The sequence below is a fragment of the Sinorhizobium mexicanum genome, assembly GCF_013488225.1.
Classification (GTDB): domain Bacteria; phylum Pseudomonadota; class Alphaproteobacteria; order Rhizobiales; family Rhizobiaceae; genus Sinorhizobium; species Sinorhizobium mexicanum.
Map to the genome: position 1 here is coordinate 1,184,853 of NZ_CP041238.1, position 21,327 is coordinate 1,206,179.

15 protein-coding genes are annotated in these 21,327 nt (G+C 61.5%); 7 read left to right on the top strand and 8 right to left on the bottom strand.

All coding sequences use genetic code 11. From position 1 onward, the window contains the following. The first annotated feature begins 31 nt into the window (after positions 1 to 31). A complete protein-coding gene (locus tag FKV68_RS05550; RefSeq protein WP_180940521.1) occupies positions 32 to 2,989 on the top strand; it encodes a bifunctional [glutamine synthetase] adenylyltransferase/[glutamine synthetase]-adenylyl-L-tyrosine phosphorylase in 2,958 nt (985 codons plus the stop codon). 63 nt (positions 2,990 to 3,052) lie between these two features. Here the strand turns inward: FKV68_RS05550 and FKV68_RS05555 are convergent, their stop codons facing one another. Further along, complete coding sequence (locus FKV68_RS05555) at positions 3,053 to 5,386, bottom strand: PAS domain-containing sensor histidine kinase (RefSeq protein ID WP_180941417.1); 2,334 nt, start codon at positions 5,384 to 5,386, stop codon at positions 3,053 to 3,055. Positions 5,387 to 5,736: 350 nt separating this feature from the next. Then, entirely contained in the window at positions 5,737 to 8,385 is a 2,649-nt protein-coding gene (gene pepN, locus FKV68_RS05560; RefSeq protein ID WP_180940522.1) for an aminopeptidase N, read from the bottom strand. Between the two features lie 421 nt (positions 8,386 to 8,806). On the opposite strand from pepN, the gene FKV68_RS05565 reads away from it, so the two are divergent. Next, on the top strand, positions 8,807 to 9,745 hold the full coding sequence (locus FKV68_RS05565) for a DMT family transporter (protein ID WP_180940523.1): 939 nt from the start codon (positions 8,807 to 8,809) through the stop codon (positions 9,743 to 9,745). A gap of 16 nt (positions 9,746 to 9,761) precedes the next feature. Here FKV68_RS05565 and FKV68_RS05570 read toward each other — a convergent pair whose 3' ends face one another. The 5 genes from FKV68_RS05570 to FKV68_RS05590 all read right to left on the bottom strand — a co-directional run bounded on the left by FKV68_RS05570 (position 9,762) and on the right by FKV68_RS05590 (position 14,102). After that, the gene (locus FKV68_RS05570; RefSeq protein ID WP_180940524.1) at positions 9,762 to 11,057 is read right to left on the bottom strand and encodes an MFS transporter; all 1,296 of its coding nucleotides are present in this window, start codon (positions 11,055 to 11,057) and stop codon (positions 9,762 to 9,764) included. A 290-nt stretch (positions 11,058 to 11,347) separates the two neighbouring features. Next, positions 11,348 to 11,503 (bottom strand): hypothetical protein, encoded by a 156-nt coding sequence (locus tag FKV68_RS05575; protein ID WP_180940525.1) that lies wholly within the window; start codon positions 11,501 to 11,503, stop codon positions 11,348 to 11,350. Between the two features lie 60 nt (positions 11,504 to 11,563). Continuing rightward, on the bottom strand, positions 11,564 to 11,743 hold the full coding sequence (locus FKV68_RS05580) for a hypothetical protein (RefSeq protein WP_180940526.1): 180 nt from the start codon (positions 11,741 to 11,743) through the stop codon (positions 11,564 to 11,566). 138 nt (positions 11,744 to 11,881) lie between these two features. Then, complete coding sequence (locus FKV68_RS05585; RefSeq protein ID WP_180940527.1) at positions 11,882 to 12,769, bottom strand: uracil-DNA glycosylase; 888 nt, start codon at positions 12,767 to 12,769, stop codon at positions 11,882 to 11,884. Between the two features lie 40 nt (positions 12,770 to 12,809). After that, positions 12,810 to 14,102, bottom strand: a complete 1,293-nt coding sequence (locus FKV68_RS05590) for an Hsp70 family protein (protein ID WP_180940528.1) — start codon at positions 14,100 to 14,102, stop codon at positions 12,810 to 12,812. 311 nt (positions 14,103 to 14,413) lie between these two features. On the opposite strand from FKV68_RS05590, the gene FKV68_RS05595 reads away from it, so the two are divergent. From FKV68_RS05595 to FKV68_RS05605, 3 genes are all read left to right on the top strand, one after another. Next, positions 14,414 to 16,078, top strand: a complete 1,665-nt coding sequence (locus FKV68_RS05595; RefSeq protein WP_180940529.1) for an electron transfer flavoprotein-ubiquinone oxidoreductase — start codon at positions 14,414 to 14,416, stop codon at positions 16,076 to 16,078. A 519-nt stretch (positions 16,079 to 16,597) separates the two neighbouring features. Next, positions 16,598 to 17,596: an ABC transporter substrate-binding protein gene (locus FKV68_RS05600; RefSeq protein ID WP_180940530.1), complete on the top strand. Its 999-nt coding sequence runs from the start codon at positions 16,598 to 16,600 to the stop codon at positions 17,594 to 17,596. Positions 17,597 to 17,711: 115 nt separating this feature from the next. Then, positions 17,712 to 18,599 (top strand): ABC transporter permease, encoded by an 888-nt coding sequence (locus tag FKV68_RS05605; RefSeq protein ID WP_180940531.1) that lies wholly within the window; start codon positions 17,712 to 17,714, stop codon positions 18,597 to 18,599. A 64-nt stretch (positions 18,600 to 18,663) separates the two neighbouring features. Here FKV68_RS05605 and FKV68_RS05610 read toward each other — a convergent pair whose 3' ends face one another. Further along, complete coding sequence (locus tag FKV68_RS05610) at positions 18,664 to 19,575, bottom strand: DMT family transporter (RefSeq protein WP_180940532.1); 912 nt, start codon at positions 19,573 to 19,575, stop codon at positions 18,664 to 18,666. A gap of 148 nt (positions 19,576 to 19,723) precedes the next feature. Between FKV68_RS05610 and FKV68_RS05615 the strand changes: the two genes are divergently transcribed. Together FKV68_RS05615 and FKV68_RS05620 are read left to right on the top strand one after the other, a co-directional pair. Further along, a complete protein-coding gene (locus FKV68_RS05615; RefSeq protein ID WP_180940533.1) occupies positions 19,724 to 20,197 on the top strand; it encodes an Lrp/AsnC family transcriptional regulator in 474 nt (157 codons plus the stop codon). A gap of 222 nt (positions 20,198 to 20,419) precedes the next feature. Next, positions 20,420 to 21,319 (top strand): diacylglycerol/lipid kinase family protein, encoded by a 900-nt coding sequence (locus FKV68_RS05620; RefSeq protein ID WP_180940534.1) that lies wholly within the window; start codon positions 20,420 to 20,422, stop codon positions 21,317 to 21,319. Positions 21,320 to 21,327: the final 8 nt, after the last annotated feature.

Sequence of the window (21,327 nt, forward strand, 5' to 3'; positions counted from 1 at the left end):
AGACCGGTCATGAGATTGGGAGGATGTGTCGATGCTGGAAACGGATAAGCGGCGTCTGTCCGATATCGAGGTGGTTGCGATCCGTCCGACGAGCCAGGCGGATGCAAAGGCTGCTCTGTCCGTTTTGAAGGATGTCGCCAAGGAGCACGCGCGCATCGCGGATCTGCTGGCGTCGAATATGCCCCTCAAGGAGTTCGTCGTCTCGGCGCTCGCGCTCTCTCCGTTTCTGCGGGATAATACAGGCAGCAATCCGGCAATCCTCGACGATCTGCTGGCGACGCCTTTATCTGAATTCCTGAAGCGCCGGATCGAGGCAGCCCGGTCAGCGTGGCGACCCGAGCCCGCGGCGGCCGCACTGCCGGACGCTGAGATCATGTCCAGGCTTCGCAAGGCAAAGCGCGAGATGGCCTTCGCCGTCGCTCTGGCGGATCTGTCGCGGCTTTTCGACGGTCGGGAAACCACGCGCTGGTTGAGCGATTTCGCGGCTGCCGCCGTCGCCGCCACGATCGATCATCTGCTTCTCGGCGCGCATGAAAGCGGCAAGTTCAAGCTGAAAGATCCGTCGGCGCCCAGCAACGGCTCCGGGGTCGTCGTTCTCGGGATGGGCAAGCTCGGCGCGGGCGAACTCAACTATTCTTCGGACATTGATCTCGTCATCTTCTATGACCCCCAGTCCGGGATCATTGTCGAGCGGGATGACGCTTCGGAAATCTTCGCGCGGCTGCTGAGGCGCCTGGTTCGTATCCTGCAGGAAAGGACGGGCGACGGCTATGTCTTCCGCACGGACCTGCGCCTGCGCCCCGATCCGGGTTCGACGCCGCTCGCGATCTCGATCGAAGCGGCGATGCTCTACTACGAGAGCAGGGGACAGAACTGGGAGCGTGCCGCCTTCATCAAGGCACGGCCGGTTGCCGGCGATTTGGAGGCGGGCGAGCGCTTTGTGAAGGAACTGACGCCCTTCGTCTTCCGCAAATACCTGGATTATGCGGCCATTGCCGACATTCATTCGATCAAGCGGCAAATCCATGCGCACAAGGGACATGGCGAAATCGCCGTCAAGGGCCACAACATCAAGCTCGGTCGCGGCGGGATCCGCGAGATCGAGTTCTTCGTCCAGACCCAGCAATTGATCGCCGGCGGCCGCATGCCCGAGCTTCGGCTGCGCGCAACGGAGCCGATGCTGCAAGCACTTGTGAAGGCCGGATGGATCGATCAGTCGACCGCTGACGAGCTCATCGAGGCCTACTGGTTCCTGCGCAATGTCGAGCACCGGATCCAGATGGTGCGCGATGAACAGACGCATGTCCTTCCGGAGACGGAGGCAGAGCTCAAGCGGATCGCCTACATGCTCGGCTTCGAGGATACCGCTTCCTTCTCAGGGGAGCTGTCGCATGTGTTGCGGACCGTCGAACGGCGCTATGCGCAGCTTTTCGAGCAGGAGGCAAAGCTCTCGACAGAGACCGGAAATCTGGTCTTCACCGGACAGCAGGACGATCCGGACACGCTGGAAACCCTGAAGAAGCTCGGCTTTCAACGCCCGTCCGATATCGCGCGGACAATCCGCACGTGGCACTACGGACGCTATCGAGCAACGCAGTCGGTGGAGGCACGCGAGCGATTGACCGAACTGACGCCGGAACTGCTGCGCGTGTTCGGCGAAAGCCGGCGCGCCGACGAAGCCCTGCTGAGGTTCGACCATTTCATCTCCGGCCTGCCGGCCGGCATCCAGCTTTTTTCGCTGCTCGGCAACAATCCGAGGCTCCTGTCGCTGATCGTCAACATCATGTCGTCAGCGCCCCGGCTGGCGGACATTATCGCCGCGAGACCTCATGTCTTCGACGGCATGCTGGATCCGGGGCTTCTCGCGGAACTGCCGACACGCGAATATCTCGCACCGAGAATCGCAAATTTCGTTGCCGGTGGCCGTCACTACGAGGAGGTGCTGGACCGTCTGCGCATCATCGCCGCCGAACAGCGCTTTCTGATCGGCATCAGACTTTTGACAGGTGCCATTTCCGGCATCCAGGCAGGGCGTGCGTTCACCGACCTCGCCGACCTCATTATCGCTGCCGCGCTCGATGCGGTGCTTGAGGAAGTCCGCGCGGCGCATGGGCGCTTTCCCGGGGGGCGGGTCGCCGTGGTCGGCATGGGCAAGCTCGGCAGCCACGAGCTGACGGCCGGCTCCGATGTCGATCTCATCCTGCTCTACGACTATGACGGCGAAGCGGGGCAGTCCGACGGCGCCAAGCCGCTCGACCACGTGCGCTATTTCACCCGGCTGACGCAGAGGCTGATCGCGGCGCTTTCCGCACCGACCGCCGAGGGCATCCTTTACGACGTCGACATGCGCTTGCGGCCGTCGGGAAACAAGGGGCCTGTTGCAACCCGCATCACAGCCTTTGCCAAGTACCAGCGCGCCGAAGCCTGGACCTGGGAACACCTGGCCCTGACACGGGCACGGTGCATCTGCGGTGATGAAAGCCTGGTCAGCGAGGCGGAGGCGATTTTCGGCGAGGTCCTTTCCGAGAAGCGTGACATCGGGAAAGTCCGCAAGGACGTCGAAGAGATGCGCGATCTGATCGACAAGGAGAAGCCGCCGAGTGACATCTGGGATTTCAAACTCATCCCCGGCGGTCTCGTCGATATCGAGTTCATCGCGCAATACCTTGCCCTGATCGCGCCGGCAAAGGGGGTGACGTCGCCGCCGGCGGGTACGCACACGCTCGAGGCGTTGAAGAGCCTCGGCTCGGCCATGATGAATGCCAACGATCTGGAGGTGGCCGTCGACGCGCTGACGCTTTTCACCGAAGTCTCGCAGATCGTGCGGCTCTGCATCGACGGGGACTTCGATCCGAAGGATGCCCCCGCCGGTCTGGTCGATCTCGTTTGCGGGGCTGGCGACTATCCGGATCTCAAGCACCTCGAGGCGGATATCCGGAGCCTCTCCAAGGCGGTTCGCGGGATTTTCCAATCCGTTGTCGCTCAGTGATCTTCCGGGCAACGCTCTCCGTGCCTTCGAGCGAGAAGCTGCGCGGACGACGGCGGCAACGGCTCAGCCGCCGACGCGGTCGGGGATGCGCACGGAAATGATCGTGCCGACGTTTTCCGCGGAGTGAATCTTCATCGTTCCGCCGTGAAGGCGCGCCAGCGAGCGGGAAATCGCAAGCCCGAGGCCGGAACCGCCCTTGCTCTTGGCGTATTGGCTCTGCACCTGCTCGAAGGGCTGGCCGATCTTCTGCAACGCGTCCTTCGGAATCCCGATGCCGGAATCGGCGATCGTCAGCGTCACCGCTCCGGTAACCTTGCGGGCTCTCAAGGAGATGCGGCCGCCTTCGTTGGTGAATTTGACGGCGTTTGAAAGCAGGTTCAGCAGAACCTGCTTCATCGCCCGCCGGTCGGCGACCATGGTGAGACCCGAGGAAATCTGCTGTACGACGCGGATGTTCTTCTGCTCGGCTGGAATGGTGGTGAAGCGAAGCGTCTCTTCGATCAGCGGCGCCAGATCGATCTTCTCGCGCGTGATGCGCATATGGCCTGCCTCGATCTTCGACATGTCGAGAATGTCATTGATGACATTGAGCAGGTGTTTGCCGCTTTCGTAGATGTCGCGCGAATATTCGTGGTATTTCTCCGACCCGAGCGGACCGAACATCTGGTTCTGCAGGATTTCCGAAAAGCCGAGTATGGCGTTCAGCGGTGTGCGCAATTCATGCGACATGTTCGCCAGAAACTCGGACTTGGCACGGTTCGCGGCTTCTGCTCGCTCCTTCTCCGCCTGATAGTTGGAGTTGGCGACCGAAAGCTCCGCCTTCTGATGTTCCAGCGTGATGCGTGATGCCGAAAGGTCGCCGATCGTTGCCATGAGCCGACGCTCGGATTCGCGCAGGCGCACCTGGTGGCGCTTGAGCAGCGTGATGTCGGTGCCGACAGAAACCAGACCGCCATCGCGGGTGCGGCGTTCGTTGATCTGAAGCCATCGCTCGTCGGCGAGCTGCACCTCGCTCGTCTGCGAGTGATTGCTGCGGTCCGGATCGGCGACCCGCCGCTCGACGACCGGTCGTGCCGCGGCAGCATGGACGACGGCCCGCTCAGTCCCGGGCACGAGCACGTGATCCGGCAATTGATAGGCCTCTTGATAGTGCGTGTTGCACATGACTAGGCGGTCGTGCTTGTCCCAGAGCACGAAGGCCTCCGACGTGCACTCGATGGCGTCGGCCAGACGCTGATCCGCTTCCGCATAGCGCTGGGCAAGACGGTGTTGCTCGGTGACGTCCATGGCGATGCCGATCAGGTGCGTGCGGCCGGAGGCGGTGCGAATGACCTGAGCACGCGCGCGCAGCCATACGTAATGGCCGTCGGCATGGCGCATCCGAAACACCTGGTCGATCTGGCGCGCATTATCGCGGGCGATCGCCCGCGCCACGCTGTAGATGCCGCGCTCCTCCGGATGCATCAACCGCGCAGCGTCGCCAAAGGACAGCACGCTGCTGTCGCCTGGCATGCCGAGCATCTCGTACATCGACCGCGACCAGAACAGCCGCCGGTTGGCGAGGTCGAAATCCCACAGGCCGCAGCGGCCGCGCGAGAGCGCGGTTTCGACGCGCAAGTTCGACTCGGCGAAAACGGCATCGGCGTCGCGGGCGCGGTTTGCCTGAATGTAATAGGCGTAGAGCACGACGAGAAGGATTGCCGAGATGCCTGCAAACAGGGTGACATTGAGCGAAACTTCGTCGCGCCACGCCGTTTCCAGTTCAGCGATCGGTATTGCCGCCAGAATGACGCCGGCGGCTTCCGGGAGCTGTGTCAGGGCAACAAGGTGGTTGACGTCGCCGATTGACGTCTCCACGACGCTTGATCGTTCACCGTAATATTGCAGCGTGGCGAGGTCGGGAGCGATCGATGCCAGCGTGCGCCCGATCAAGTGGACGCCCTCCGGCGTGCTTGCGAATATCCGTCCGTCCTTGCGGACGGTCAGCAGAAACATGCCGCCGTCGAGCGTGCCTGGGGGAAGGTATTCGCCGAGCCGTTGTTCGGCCTCCCATCGCCGGCCGTCGGCGAAAAGTGCCGCACCATCGGCCTGGAAGGCAGCTGCGGCGGCCGCCGCCGCGAGATTGACCGCCTGGCGGGAACTGTCCTCCATCCGGGCGTGTTCGCCCATGATGCCTGACATGCGGGAGATGGCCACGATGATCAGGAAGGCGATGATCAGGACGGGAATGGAGCGTTTGAGAATAGGCTCGGCGCTCGCGAGCCGCTGCGATGCGGGCTCCGCAAACAGCTTTGCCTGTTCGATGAACTCCCGTTCCAGGCTCGAAAGGCCTGGAAACTTGAGTCGCAACCGCCCGTCGGCTGCGCTTCCCCGTCGCGCGTCCGCCATCTTTCCCAATCTTGTCATCCTCGAAAGCGTCCCGCATTCCCAATGAATGTGCCGAAGACGCCTGATCCTCTAGGTCTGAGGCATGAGCCGCCCCAGCATTGGCCGGAGAATGGCTGCCTCAGTGATTCGGCGCGCCGCTCGCCCGAATCTGACTCAATGAATCACAGGGCGATTCGCCTTGTCCAGAGGGGATGGTAAAGATTTCTTAACCAATTCTCATCGTTGGAAAATAACAGGCCGATTTGTCATCACGGCTTCGGTTGTCCCTGTGAGATGAGCTTTAATTCATTGGAATCGTTCATGGCGGCGTTGGCCTGATTCGAGCCAAAGCCGCCATGACTTGCGGTGAGGGAGGGCTGTCAGGACTCCAGCATGCGATCGACGATATCGCTGACGTCCGCGGAGAGGTTGGCTGCGCCGGCGATCTCCGTAAGCGCGTTGCGAGCATGATCGGCGCGAACTCCCTCCAGCGAACGCCAGGAGCGCATCGACGTCAGAATGCGCGCCGCGAGCTGCGGATTGCGCGGATCGATGTCGAGAATTTGCCGCGCGAGGAAGCGATAACCTTCGCCGTCGGCCCGATTGAAGCCGGTCGGGTTGGAGAAGGCGAAGGTTCCGACGAGCGAGCGGACACGGTTTGGGTTGTTGCCGTTGAACAGGGGGTCGGACATCAGCGTCTTGACGCGATCGAGCGTCTCGGAGCCGGGTATCGTCGCCTGGATCGCAAACCATTTGTCGATGACGAGGGCGTTGCTCGCAAAGCGCTGCTTAAATGCAGCGAGCGCCTCGGCCGTCTCGTTCGCGTCCGGGAACCTATGTGCAAGCGAGGTCAGCGCGAGGCTGAGATCGGTCATGTTGTTGGCAGCACGGACTGCTTCCGCCGCCCTTTCCGGGCCCGTGTCACCATAGACGAGGAAGGAAAGAGCGCTGTTGCGCAATGCCCGCCGACCAGCGCTGGCGGCGTCCGGGCTGAATGGGCCTGACGATGCCATGTCGTCCGCCAGTCGGGTGAAGATGTCCCGTCCGGCTTCGGCGAGACCGGCCAGAATCTGCTGACGGCCGGCGTGAATGGCGTCCGGGTCATTGTCGCTGCCGATTTCCCGCGCGATGTCGGATTCGCTTGGCAGCGCCAGGGCCTGCGAGCGGAACGCCGGCTCCAGCCGGTCATCCGCCGCCGCGGAAATCAGGCCGGCGACGAGCGCGTTGTCGCAGGTAGCCGGTTGGCCGTTGCGTGCCTGCGCGGTCGCGGCAACCAGATTGTCGAGCGCAATGGCATTCAGTGCCTGCCAGCGGGCGAAGAGGTCGCTCTCGTGGCGCGCGATCAACGCGCGATCCTCGGTGCTCTGTTCGATATGAAGGTTGATCGGCGCCGAGAACCCGCGGTTCAGCGACGGCACCGGGCGCGATGGAATGCCGGTGAACAAAACCGTCTGCTTGCGCTTGGTCAGATGGATGACATCTTCCGTGAGATCGGCGCCCGAAACCGTAGCGGCTTTCGCGTCGCTGCCATCCGCCAGCAAGAGCCCGAGCCGCAGCGGAATATGCATCGGCTCCTTGGTGCTTTGACCCGGCGCCGGGGGTACCGTTTGCTCGAGCGAAAGCGAGAAGATCTGCTTTTCGGCATCGTAGGATCCGGAAGCAGTGACGAGCGGTGTGCCCGCTTGGTGATACCAGAGCGAAAATTGCTTGAGGTTGCGGCCACTCGCATCCTCGAAGCAGGCGACGAAATCTTCTATCGTCACCGCCTGGCCATCGTGGCGGTCGAAATAGAGATCCATGCCCTTCTTGAAGAGTTCGCGGCCGAGGATGGTGGCGATCATCCGCGTCACCTCGGAGCCCTTCTCGTAGACGGTTGTCGTGTAGAAGTTGTTGATTTCACGATATTTCGTCGGGCGTACGGGATGGGCGAGGGGGCCGGCATCCTCCGGAAACTGCTCCGACTTCAGGTGACGCACCTCGGCGATGCGCTTGACGGCGCGCGAGCGCATGTCCGCTGAAAACTCGTGGTCGCGATAGACGGTCAGGCCTTCCTTGAGGCAAAGCTGGAACCAATCGCGGCAGGTGATGCGGTTGCCCGTCCAGTTGTGGAAATATTCGTGCGCGATGATCGCTTCGATATTGGCGTAGTCCGCGTCCGTCGCAGTTTCCGGGTCCGCGAGCACGTACTTGTCGTTGAAGACGTTGAGCCCCTTGTTCTCCATGGCGCCCATATTGAAGTCGGAGACCGCGACGATCATGAAGATATCAAGGTCGTACTCGCGGCCGAAAACCTCCTCGTCCCACTTCATCGAACGCTTCAATGCGTCCATGGCGTAGGAGGCGCCGGCCTCTTTGCCATGCTCGACATAGATCCTGAGCGCAACCGCGCGGCCGGAGGCCGTGGTAAACGTATCTTCCACGACGCCGAGGTCGCCGGCGACCAATGCAAAAAGATAGCTAGGCTTCGGATGCGGATCGAACCAGGCGGCAAAATGGCGGCCGTCGCCCATGTCGGCGCCGCCGAGAAGGTTGCCGTTCGAGAGCAGCAGTGGTGCTGTCGCCTTGTCGGCGATGATGTTGACCGTGTAGACGGCAAGCACATCCGGGCGGTCGGGGAAATAGGTGATGCGGCGGAAACCTTCCGCCTCGCACTGGGTGCAGTAGACGTTGTTGGTGCGGTAGAGGCCCATCAACTTGGTGTTGGTCTCGGGCGAGAGCAGGGTGGTTACCGTGATCTCAAAAGGGGCGGTCTCCGGCAGTCCGTGGATCGTCAACGTATCGTCGGTGGCATCAAAGAGCGTTGGCGATATTTCCACCTGATCGAGCAACAGGCCGGTCATGCGCAATTCGTCGCCATCCAGGACCAGCGGCGCCGCCTGGCTCACACCCTCGCGCCGGTGGAAAATAAGGCGCGCTTCGATCTTTGTTTCCTTCGGGTCGAGCTCGAAGGTCAAATCCACTCTCTCAAGAACGAAGTCGGTCGGCCGGTAGTCTTCCAGATGAATGGTCTGGCCCGTATTTGTCCGCATGATCAGTCTCGCTTGCGCCTTCGTTGTACAGTCGACTTGTAGAGGGCGCCTGTGATGGTGAAAAGCCCAAGGGGCGAGAAACGAAGCTTTGCCGCATGATTGTGATGCCGGCGACCGCATTCCGGCGGACAAGCTGTGGCTTCCGATATTCTTCCCGTTCCCTTATCGATCAGTGGTTTATAGAAGCGTCACTAACAAGAACTAAATCGGCAAAGGATTTTTTCGTGCTTGCTAAAAATCTCGGAGAACCTGGGCAGCCATGGCGGACGCATCAAGAAAAAATGCATTCCATCAAGAATTTTGATCCATATTCCCCCGTGGCGTCGCTAGAGTGGGCGTGATCTTCCTGCGGTTTCTCTGCCGCGTCTTCCCAGGCCGACATTCTTCCTGCGTGGCCAGCGGCATTTGAAAAGTGCGTTTAATGGATGCGGACATCCAAAGCCCGATGAAGGGCATCCTGCTCAAGGTACTTTCCGTCATCATCTTCGTTTGCATGTCCACCTGCATCAAGGCCGCGGGCAACGACATCGCCACCGGCCAAATTACTTTCTACCGTTCCGCCTTTGCGATGGTGCCGATCCTGGGTTTCCTGGCGCTTCGCGGCAAATTGCGCGATGCGTTCAGAACCGACAACTTGACCGGACATCTGGCGCGCGGCTTCGTCGGCATCCTTTCCATGAGCTGCGGTTTCTATGGGCTCGTCCACCTGCCGTTGCCGGAGGCGATCGCGATCGGTTACGCCATGCCGCTGCTCGCCGTCATCTTTGCCGCCGTTTTTCTCCGGGAGACCGTGCGGCTCTATCGATGGTCCGCGGTTGTCATCGGGCTTACGGGCGTGCTGATCATCACCTGGCCTCGGCTGACGCTGTTCCGCAATGGCGATTTCGGCTCGTCCGAGGCGCTTGGCGCAGCCGCCGTCTTGGCTTCGGCGGCGCTTGGAGCGATGGCGATGGTGCTCGTGCGCAAGCTCGTGAAGTTCGAGCGAACGCACACGATCGTGCTTTACTTCTCCCTGTCGGCCTCGCTGTTTTCACTTGCGACGCTGCCCTTCGGTTGGCCGGCAATGACCTGGACGTCCTTCCTGCTGTTGATGGTCGCCGGCTTCTGCGGAGGCGTCGCGCAGATCCTGCTGACCGAAAGCTACCGTCACGCCGACATGTCGACGATCGCCCCGTTCGAATACACGTCGATCGTACTGGGCATTGCCCTCGGCTATTTTCTCTTCGGTGACATACCGACGCGAACCATGTTGGCGGGCACCGCAATCGTCGTGTCTGCCGGTATCTTCATTATCTTTCGCGAGCATCAGCTAGGATTGGAGCGCAAGGGCGCCCGCAAGCATGTCACGCCGCAAGGCTGACGATGGCTCGCTAGCCTTATTCCGGCTGCCTCTCCCAAATGGGAACCGTGTCGTCGCCGATGAGCGCATCGGCATCTGCCTGCTGCTGGGCGATCGGACTGGTCACGTCGGGACCGGGCGTCGGCAGAACGGTGGTTGCCTGGAAGTCGGTCTTGGCGACGAGTCCCTCGTGCTGGTCGCGCCTCACAATGCGCCAGGCGGCGTAGCCGCCGTATAGCGCGAAGTAGACGGCAAGGACAATGAACAGTGCCGCGGGGCCGAAGCGGTCCATGACCGGGCCGACCATCAGCGGTCCGACGATGGTACCGATGCCATAGGTGATCATCAGGCCCGACGAGATTTCAACATATTCGTTGGGGCGGGCGAGGTCGTTGGCGTGCGCGACATTGAGCGCATAGATCGGAAAGAGCACGCTGCCGATGCAGGCGGCAAGGAGATAGAGCATCGCCGGGCTGCGGCCAATCGAGACGGACATGACGAGGCATGAGATGACGCCGACGATCCCGCAGGCGACCATGACGATGCGGCGGTCCATCCGGTCCGAGGCGCGGCCGATCGGTATCTGCGAGAGCGCGCTGCCCGCGAGCAGCGATGCAAGCAGCGTGGCGCCCTCGGCGGTTGAAAGCCCGATCCTCTGGGTGAAGACACCGCCGAGATTGAGCCAGGCGCCGGAAAGCGCGCCCGCGAGAATCCCGCCGACGACGGCGACCGGCGAGCGGCGGAACAGGCCCGGAATATCGAACTTCGCCTGTGCCGGCGGTGCTGGCATGGGCGAGGAAGAAAGCGCCGTCGGCAGCAGCGCCAGGGAAAACAGTACGCCGCAGAAAATGAACAGCGAAGTGTTAGTCGGATCGCCGAGCGGCACCAGATATTGGCCGCCGATGGTGCCGACCATCGTCGTGATGAGGTAGAACGAAAAGAGCAGGCCGCGGTTTTCGTTCGTGACACGCTCATTGAGCCAGCTTTCGATGACGAGATAGCTTCCGGAAATGGCAAAGCCGGAAATTGCCCGGAAGACGATCCAGGCGCGCCAGTCGACGACGAGCCCGCACATCAGGATGGCAATCGAGAGCAGCGTGATCAGCGCGGTGAAGACGCGGACATGCCCGACGCGCAGCACGAATCTTGGCGTGACGATGCAGGAGAGCGTGAAGCCGAGCGTGTAGCCGGTCGCGAAGATCGAGACCGTGAGCGTGGACCAGCTTTCGGCCACCGAGCGCACGGGAATGACGTAGCTTTGCAGCCCGAAGGCCACCATCATCAACAAGGTGGACAGCATGAGGCTGAAAACGGAAGCGAGACTGGCCAACATCGGCGCTCCTACTGCATGTTTCCTTACATCGTCCGCGATTCAAGGAAAAAACATGCAACAATTTCAAGGTGCTACAGCGTCCCCTTGCGCGTCTCGAAGGACGCGCGGCGCTGTAGGCGTTGCCGGTGTCGTCTTCAACCGTTGCGGAGAAACGCCCCGGGCACGGGAAGGAGCGGTCGATTCGACGTTCGTCAGCTCACTCCGCGGATCGGAATGAGTGTGGCTTTATCGAAATCTTCTGACGCTGTCGATTGCGACAGCCGATGGCGAAAAGACGCAGGAAGGCGGATTTAATTCGGCAGCAGCGGGCTGACGGCGACGCGGTGAGCGCGCCGCGAGTCCTTGATTGTGCTCAGGCGGCTGTATTCGCGCGAAGCACGCACCGCCGTGCCGATGTCGGAGATCGTGTCGAGCAGAGCTCGAATGCTGCCAAGCGGCCTGGACATGATCTTTTCCTTTTCTGATCCGGAACGCGCGATTGCGGAGCTCACAGCTCCGCGCGATCGTCAGCGTTGGATGAATTCGGCGTAGATCTGTGCCGGGCGGCGCGTGGTCCGAGTGAGACCCATTGCGGTCATCTGCTCGTTGGCTGCCGTGCCGAAATTGTTGAAAGGCGTCCGCAGCGCGGCGCCGGCATGGCGGAGCGTCTCAAAGCTGCTGTGAATCGGACGAAAGCGGGCAGTCATGGTTCATTTCCTTTTCCATTCCTCCCACATGCCCATATTGCAATGCACCATCGATTTTGCAATGCATTAAAACGCGCCGCTGGCATGCGCAATTCGCATGGCTTTTTTCACCGTCTGTTCATGAATTGGGCGCGGCACCTACCGGCCGTTGATCTTCGCCTTGAAGACCAGCAGATCCTGCCAGGCAAAACGCTTGTTGACTGGCGCGGTCACTAGATCCTGGGGATGCAGCGTGGCCAGCGCCGGAACGCGATGGCCGCCTGCGGAAAGTACGCGCCATTCCCCACGCAATTGGTGGATCGTATCGGCACCGCCGAAGAAGAAGCGAGCCGTGAAGTTCCCAAGAAGCAGCAATTGCCTGGGCTCGGCGAGTGCGATCTGCCGCTCGATGAAGGGTCGGCAGATATCCGCCTCGCGGCCGGAAGGCACGCGATTTCCGGGCGGACGCCAGGGTACGACATTGGTCAGCAGCACGTCCTGCCTGGCAAGGCCGATTCCAAAAAGCATGCGCTCGAGCATTTCACCCAGCCTGCCCGCGAATGGCTGCCCATCGCGATCGTCATCCGCATAGGGCATCGGTCCGATGATCATGATCCCGGAAGCGGGATCGCCCTCGACGAAGACGAGATTGCGGGCACTGTTCTTCAGATTGCAATGATTGAAGGATTCCATTGCGGTTCTGAGTTCCGGCAGCGAGCGCGCTGTTTCCGCCGCGAATCGGGCCTCCTTGACGGCTTGCTCGTCGGGAACCGCAACGGGCGGAGGGGAGGCTGCCGGTGCCGCAGGAGCGGCATTGCGGGACTGGGCGGGTGCTGCTGGCTGCGCTGCTGCACCTTGCCTTTGCCCGGTGCCAATCGGCTCGCTTTGCGGCGCGCGGCGCGCCTCCGCGCGCTTCGCCTTTATCGCCTCGAATTCTGCGAACCGGTCGACGGCTTCGTCCTCGAGCAGCCATTCGACGCCTGCATCCGCGTGGAAGGCGAGAAGGGCGGCAAGCTCTGCAGGGGAAAGTTCGTTGGCCGGGATCATGACGCGAATTTAGCAGATCGGCGGGAGCGGTCCAGCGGCATCAGGCGGCTTCGGCGGTCCAGGTCGCGATGTCCTGCCGCTCGCCGATCAGTGCCAGCCCGTGCGCGATCGACAGGAGCTCTCCGCCGCTTTCGATCTTTGTCCGCTCAAAGCGGTTGTCGAAGATCCGCCTTACCGCCGGCACGAAGGACGTGCCGCCGGTGAGGAAGACCTTGTCGATCGTTGCCGGCGCCGTCTCCGTTTTTTGAAGCACCTCATCGAGTGCCTGTTCGATGCGGGCAAGGTCAGGCGCGATCCAGGTCTCGAAGTCGGCGCGCCGAACCGTCCTGCGCGCCCGCTCGCCGAGTGGCGCAAAGAAGAACTCGGTTTCCTCTGCCTGCGACAGCCGCATCTTGGTCGCTGAAATCGCCTGGTAGAGCGGGTATCCCTCGTCGTGCTCGATCAGTTCCACGAAGGCTTCGAGCTTTTCCGGCTCAAGGCTCGCCCGGACAAGTTTCTTCAACTCGGAAAAGTCCTTCAGCGTCTTGAAGATCGAGAGCTGGTTCCAACGGCCGAAATTGGCGTAGTAGCTCGACGGCACTTCAAGGAGCTTGTCGAAGCTCTTGAACAGACTCCCCTTTCCGATGAGCGGCGAGACGATATTGTCGATGATGCGGAAATCAAAATGATCGCCGGCGATGCCGACGCCGGAATGCCCGACCGGCGTCGCCGTCAACCGGCCGCCCTCGCTCTCGAAGCGGATGATTGAATAGTCGGTGGTGCCGCCGCCGAAATCGGCGACGAGCACCGTCGCATCCCTGTCTAGCGTCCGTGCAAAATAGAAGGCGGCCGCGACCGGTTCGTAGACATAGTGGATTTCCGGAAAGTCGAAGCGTGCGAGGGCGCGATTGTAGCGTTCCAGAGCCAGCTTTTCGTCGGGTTTGGCGCCTGCAAACTGCACCGGACGGCCGACGACGATCCGTCTCAGCTCGCTGCTCCAGTCGCTGCCCGCATAGTCCCTCAACCGCGCGAGGAACGCGTACATGAGGTCTTCGAAATCGTGCCGCTTGGCAAAGACCAGCGTGCCCTGGAACAACGAACTCGCGGCAAAGGTCTTGATCGACTGGAGGAAGCGGCACTCGCCGGGATTGTCGATGAATTCCCGGATCGCCGCCTGGCCTGCTTCGATTTGCAACGGCGCGCGCTCTGCTTTCTTCAGGAACGAAAGTGCCGTGCGCGTTGTGTCCGATTTGCCTGCCGGGCTTTCGACAACGACGGAGCGGGTCGATGTGCCCTGTGACAATGCCAGCACGGAATTGGTGGTGCCGAAATCGAGGCCGAGGGCGGATGCCATGACTTTCTCCGTATGTCGTGCAGTCCGAAAAAATGTGGACGGTTTTCCGGCGTTGCGCTGAAGGGAAGGGCGCGCCTCCTCGCATGCGGGTGCGGCAAAAGCAAGCCGTCTTGTCTATCGGGATTGACATCGATACTGACGTTTACGTCAAGGTAATATACGCCGCGTGTGGTAGACTCATGAAGTTATGCGCAAATGCGGAGATAGTCTGTCGCATCCCGGCTCGACAATTCCGGCCGTATTTGCCATGAGGGGATGGTTGGCTTGGGAACAGAACCGGCGGAAGACCGGCGACACTGGAGAGCATGAGAATGACCGAGGCGATGGAACTGCCAGAACGCGAGAGCATGGAATTCGACGTGGTGATCGTCGGGGCCGGTCCGGCCGGGCTCGCCGCGGCGATCCGGCTGAAGCAGGTCAATCCGGAACTCTCGGTCGTGGTGCTTGAAAAGGGCGCCGAGGTCGGTGCCCACATCCTCTCCGGCGCCGTCGTCGACCCGATCGGCATCGACCGGCTGTTGCCCGGCTGGCGCGACGAGCCCGACCATCCGTTCAAGACCGAGGTCACCGACGATCATTTCCTGTTCTTGGGGCCGGCCGGCTCGATCCGCCTGCCGAATTTTCTGATGCCGCCGTTGATGAACAATCACGGCAACTACATCGTCTCGCTCGGAAATGTCTGTCGCTGGCTGGCGACGCATGCGGAGGCGCTCGGCGTCGAGATCTATCCGGGCTTTGCCGCAACCGAAGTGCTCTACAACGACGAGGGCGCGGTGATCGGCGTTGCCACCGGCGACATGGGGATCGAGCGCTCCGGCGAGCCGGGACCGAACTTCGCCCGCGGCATGGCGCTCCTCGGCAAATATACGCTGATCGGCGAGGGCGTGCGCGGCTCGCTCGCCAAGGAGCTGATCGGCAAATACAAGCTCGGTGAGGGCCGCGACGTGCCGAAATTCGGCATCGGCCTGAAGGAACTCTGGGAGGTCAAGCCGGAAAACCACAGGCCCGGCCTGGTGCAGCATTCGTTCGGTTGGCCGCTCGACATGAAGACCGGCGGCGGTTCCTTCCTCTACCACCTCGAGGACAACCTCGTCGCCGTCGGCTTCGTCGTGCATCTGAACTACAAGAACCCCTATCTCCATCCGTTCGAGGAGTTCCAGCGCTTCAAGACGCACCCGGCGATCCGCGGCACCTTCGAAGGGGCCAAGCGTCTTTCCTATGGCGCCCGCGCCATCACCGAGGGTGGCTACCAGTCGGTGCCGAAGCTTTCCTTCCCCGGCGGCGCGCTGATCGGCTGCTCGGCCGGCTTCGTCAACGTGCCGCGCATCAAGGGCAGCCACAACGCGGTGCTGTCGGGGATTCTCGCAGCGGAAAAACTCGCCGAGGCGATTGCCAGCGGCCGCGCCAATGACGAGCCGATCGAGATCGAACATGGCTGGCGCGACAGCGCCATCGGCCAGGACCTGAAGCGGGTGCGGAACGTCAAGCCGCTGTGGTCGAGGTTCGGCACCGCGGTCGGCGTCGCCCTCGGCGGTTTCGACATGTGGACGAACCAGCTCCTCGGCTTTTCCTTCTTCGGCACGCTGCGGCACGGCAAGACCGATGCCGCCGCGCTGGAGCCGGCAGAGCAGCACCAGAAGATCGACTATCCGAAGCCGGATGGCGTCTTGACCTTCGATCGGCTCTCCTCGGTGTTCCTGTCGAACACCAACCACGAGGAAGACCAGCCGATCCACTTGCAGGTGAAGGATCCCGAACTGCAGAAGCGCTCGGAATACGACGTCTTTGCCGGCCCGTCGACGCGCTACTGTCCGGCCGCCGTGTACGAATGGGTGGAAAAGGACGGCAAGCCGACCTTCGTCATCAACGCCCAGAACTGCGTGCACTGCAAGACCTGCGACATCAAGGACCCCAACCAGAACATCAACTGGGTGCCGCCGCAAGGGGGCGAAGGGCCGGTCTATCCAAACATGTAATGTTCGGCAGACCGGACCACTTGCGAATACGAGCGGCACGGGGCCGGATCCACTGAGCGCGTAATGTGGTCGCCGGCGCTAGACGCGCTCGAAGCTTGCGGAGCCAGTCTCGCCTCCGCAGGTGAATCCTGTCTTTCATGAAGGAAGCACAGCCGCGGGCGGTCCCTCCCGAAAGCCCATCAATTTTATGTGTCCGGGACGCGGGAGTCAGCGCAATTGCTGACGCAAATGGAAAAGTGTTTGCCGGAAAGACTCGGTAGCAATGCTAAGGCCGTCAATCCGAATAGGCATTGACGGCCCTACATCGGTGTGCGTCTTTTCAGACGCCAAGGTCGCTGTAGCACTTTGAATTGCTGCATGTTTTATCCTGAAATCGACTCCGATTTAAGGAAACATGCAGTAAGCTGTTGCTTCCATTCGGGCGGATTGGGGCAGGGGGCCTTGTTCCGTTCGCTGCCGGCCGCTGCGGTGAGGTTGGCAGTTCGCCATGGGTACACCGCGAGAACAGAGGGAAACGAAATGAAGAAACTTCTTGCAACGACTTGTCTTGCTGCCGGGCTTCTCGGCCTTGGCAGTGCGGCGTCGGCGGCAGAGTGCGGCGACGTGACGATCGCCAATATGAACTGGCAGAGCGCCGAAGTGCTGGCGAACGTGGACAAGTTCATCCTGACCGAGGGCTACGGCTGCAGCGCCGAGCTCGTCGTCGGTGATACAGTGCCGTCGATCACCTCGATGATCGAGAAGGGGCAGCCGGACATCGCGCCGGAAGGCTGGGTCGACCTGCTGCCGGACGTCGTCAATCGCGGCCTCCAGGAAGGCAAGCTCGTCGGCGCTGCGGTAGCGCTGTCGGACGGCGCAGTGCAGGGCTGGTGGGTGCCGAAATACATCGTTGAAGCCAATCCGGATATCAAGACGATCGATGACGTGCTGAAGCACAAGGAGCTTTTCCCCGATCCGGAAGATCCGAGCAAGGGCGCCGTCTTCAACGGTCCGCAGGGCTGGGGCGGCACGGTCGTGACGACGCAGCTTTATAAGGCTTATGGTGCCGAGGCCGCGGGCTTCACCCTGGTCGACACCGGCTCGGCCGCCGGCCTCGACGGTTCGATCGCCAAGGCCTACGAGCGCAAGCAGGGCTGGGTCGGCTATTATTGGGCGCCGACGGCGCTGCTCGGCAAGTACGAGATGGTGAAGCTCGACCACGGCGTGCCGAACGACATGGCCGAATGGAAGCGCTGCAACACGGTTGCGGATTGCCCGGATCCGAAGAAGAACGACTGGCCGAAGGACAAGGTCCAGACGCTGGTGACGAAGGCCTTCGCTGATCGTGCCGGCCCGGCCATGGAATACCTCAACACCCGCGCCTGGACGAACGACACGGTTAACAAGCTCATGGCCTGGATGACCGATAATCAGGCGAGCGGCGAAGAAGGCGCCAAGCATTTCCTCGAGGAAAATCCGGACCTCTGGACCAAGTGGGTCTCTCCGGAAGTGGCAGAGAAGATCAAGGCCGCGCTTTGATCTTTTGATTCGAGTGGGCGGCGCGCATTTGATGCGCGCCGTTCTTGTTTGATGCCCGGCGACGGAAAACAACAAGACGAAAATGCCGCCTGGAGCAATGCGAAGGGGAATCAAAATGGAATGGCTGACCAAATTTCCGCACATGAACGATGACCAGCTTCGAGAGCTGAAGAAGGTGATCGACGAAGGTTTCCGAGCGTTCACGCGCGCCTATGGCGACGGCATCGAGACTTTCTTCGAGCCGCTGCAGTTCTTTCTGATCCAGTCCGAGCGCTTCATGACACGGACGCCCTGGCCGATCATCCTGATCCTGGTCGCGCTGATCGCCTGGCTCGCCAGCCGCAACTGGAAGATCGTGGCTGGTTGCGTGGGCACGCTTCTTGCCATCGGCTATTTCGACATGTGGGACGACACCATGAAGACGATCTCGATGATCTTCGTCTGTACCGTCCTCTCGATCGCCATCGGCATACCGATCGGCATCATCATGTCGCGCTCCGATCGCGTTCAGAATGTCGTCAATCCGGTGCTCGACGTGATGCAGACGATGCCAAGCTTCGTCTACCTCATCCCCGTGGTTATGCTGCTCGGCATCGGCAAGGTTCCCGGCCTGATTGCCGTCGTCATTTACGCCATCCCGCCGATGATCCGCCTTACCAATCTCGGTATCAGGCTGGTCGACAAGGACGTACTCGAGGCTGCGGACGCCTTCGGTTCGTCGAGCTGGCAGAAGCTCAAGAACGTGCAGATGCCGCTTGCCTTGCCGACGATCATGGCCGGCATCAACCAGACGATCATGATGGCCCTCGCCATGGTCGTGATTGCCTCGATGATCGGTGTTCAGGGGCTCGGCCAGCCGGTCTTGAAGGCGATCGCCAACCAGTACTTCACGCTCGGCATCTTCAACGGCCTCGCCATCGTCGGCATCGCGATCATCTTCGATCGCGTCAGCCAGGCCTACGGCCATCGCTTGCAGAGACATCGCGAGATCGTTCACGGTTAAGCCAAGGGAAGCAAAAAAGAACGGCCCGGAAAACCAGCGTTTCCGGGCCGTTTTCTTATGCCGATCACGCCTTTCTCGGGGAGAGAATGCCGGTCGAAAGCGCGACACCAGCCGAAGTGACGAGCGCGGCCGCGATCTCGAACGAACCGATCGTTTCACCAAGGAGCGCCGCACCGCCGAACATGGCGAGCACCGGCGTCAGAGCCGTGAAGGCGGCCGCTTGCGTGCCGCCGAGGCGACGGACCGCAAAGCCATAGGCAAGCGTTGCCGCGAGGCCGGAAAGGACGCCCTGACTCAAGACCTGAAGACCGATTTCGCCGAGCGGAACGCTCGCCAGCGTGGTCCCGGAGACGAATGCCAGGGCGAGGTGAATGAGAAACGACCAGACGGCAATCAGCGCACTGCCCTCCACGGCGCTTAAGCCCGAACGTCGGAACGCGTGGGTATAGATTGCCCAGAGCGTCGCGGCCGCAGGCAGCAGCATATAGCCCATCCAGGCGGACTCATCCGATGTGCCAAGGCTGCGAGCAAGCAGGATGGCGACGCCGATAACGATCGCGCCAAAACCAATCACGCGCATGCGGTCGGGGCGCTCGCGGAAGAGCACGACGCCGATCAGCGCGGTCGCGAGCGGCATCGAGCCGCCGAGCAGAACGCCGACGGAAGAAGCAGGCGTTGCATGAATGGCGAAAGCGGCCACCTGGAAGAAGACGGCGCCAGAACCCGTCACCATCATGGCAAGAAGCGCCAGCGGCAGCGATTTGGGCATGAGCCCTGTCTTCACCCAGACAGGCGCAAGCACGAGTGCCGGTATCCCGTAGCGAATGAGGCCGAGGTCGATCGTCCCGAGCGCCGTCGCGGCGGTATGCCGCGTGGCCAGAATCCAGGTCGCCCAGATCATTACGGTGATGAATGCGCCGGCATACCCGGCTGCGGCAGGTGCGGCGGAGCCGCGGTCGACAGTCAGCGCAACCATTTTCGTATTCCTTCCCGATGGGTTTGCGAAGGGTTTCGGATCGGGAAGACAGTAGCTCCAAGCGCGAGGGCATGTCCTTGCTATCTGTGCTTCGTGCAGCGTACATTGAGCAATGATATGCCAACCAGCCGTAGAATAATCGTTGAATATGCCAAAACTCGATAAATTCGACATCGCCATCCTGAAGATACTCCAGGAGGATGCCCGCGCGACGAATGTCGAGATTGCCGAGCGCGTGAACTTGTCGCCATCGCCCTGCCTGAGGCGTATTCGCAATCTTGAGAAATCAGGGGTCCTGCGCGGCTATCGCGCCGATATCGACCGCAAGGAAGTCGGCCTTGGTCTGACGGTCTTCGTCGAGATAAAGGTCGGCCATCACAGCCAGGAAAACGCACGCCGCCAGCAGGAATCGCTGCTTGCCATTCCGGAGGTGGTCTCCTGCTTTCTGATTTCCGGCAATGCCGACTTCCTGGCGGAGGTCGTGGTCGAGGACCTGTCGGCGTACGAGAGGCTCTTGACGGAAACCCTGCTGGCCCTGCCGGGCGTTACCGACATTCGATCAAACTTCGCGATCCGATCCATCAAGACGGGTGGTCCGCTGAAGCTGCCCTCATTGCCATGAAGAGGCGGGGCCTGAACCCGCGGTCACGGCCCTGAAGGCATGGGGCGACGATCACGTCTTCTGCAGCGCCGATCGACTGGCGCTCAAGCCTTCGCACGACCGATCGACCGTCGTGCCAGAAACGGACGCGGTCGATTCCCGCTTAGACCTCTGGAAACGCGCACCGACGCGCTTATCTGTGATCTGAAATGTTTGACGAGGTCATGGAGAAAACGACGTTTCATGAAAGTGAAAGCCATCTTCAATCGAGATGGGGGAACGTTCCGCACGACGGACATGGAGGCCTACGGCAAGACCGTGGCGGAAGTCTTTCGCGCTGCTGGACATGAGATCGAAGTCGCCGTTGTCGAGGCCGGCGACATGCGCGAGATGCTGGAGAAAACATGCCGGCGGGGCGATCTCGACGCGATCGTTGCCGGCGGGGGCGACGGCACGATTTCGGCAGCCGCCGCCGTCGCGTGGAAAAACCACATGCCACTCGGCGTCATCCCGGCCGGGACGATGAACCTGTTCGCGCGCTCGTTGAAATTGCCGCTCGATATCTGGAAGGCGCCGGAGGTTCTTGCCCATGGTAGGATCATCGATGGCGATATCGGCAGCGCCGACGGCCGCGCCTTTGTTCATCAATTTTCCATGGGCCTGCATGCCCGTCTGGTGCGGTATCGTAAGTCCTACCGTTTCGCCTCGCGGCTTGGAAAGATCGGTGCAAGCACCCGCGCGGCGATCGGCGTTGTTTTCAACCCGCCGGATTTTGAAATCGAGTTCGATGCCGACGGTCACAGGGAACGCCGGCATGTTTCGGCGATTTCGGTCTCGAACAACCATTTCGGCCACTCCACGTTCATGTACGCGGATGACGTGACGAGCGGACATCTCGGCTTTTACACCGCGCCGCCTCTGAAGCCTGCCGGCGTCGCGAAGCTTGCCTTCGATATCCTGCGTGGCAAGTTCCGCGCGAGCTCCTTGATCACGGAGATGAGCGCGATCGCTGTCGACCTGCATTTCCCGAAGGTTGACGGCAAGATCAATTGCGTCATCGACGGCGAGCTTCTGCCGATGGGACGGGACGTGGCGCTACGCATTCATCCGGGCGAACTGAAGCTGCTGGTCGGCACGCGATGAAATGAGCG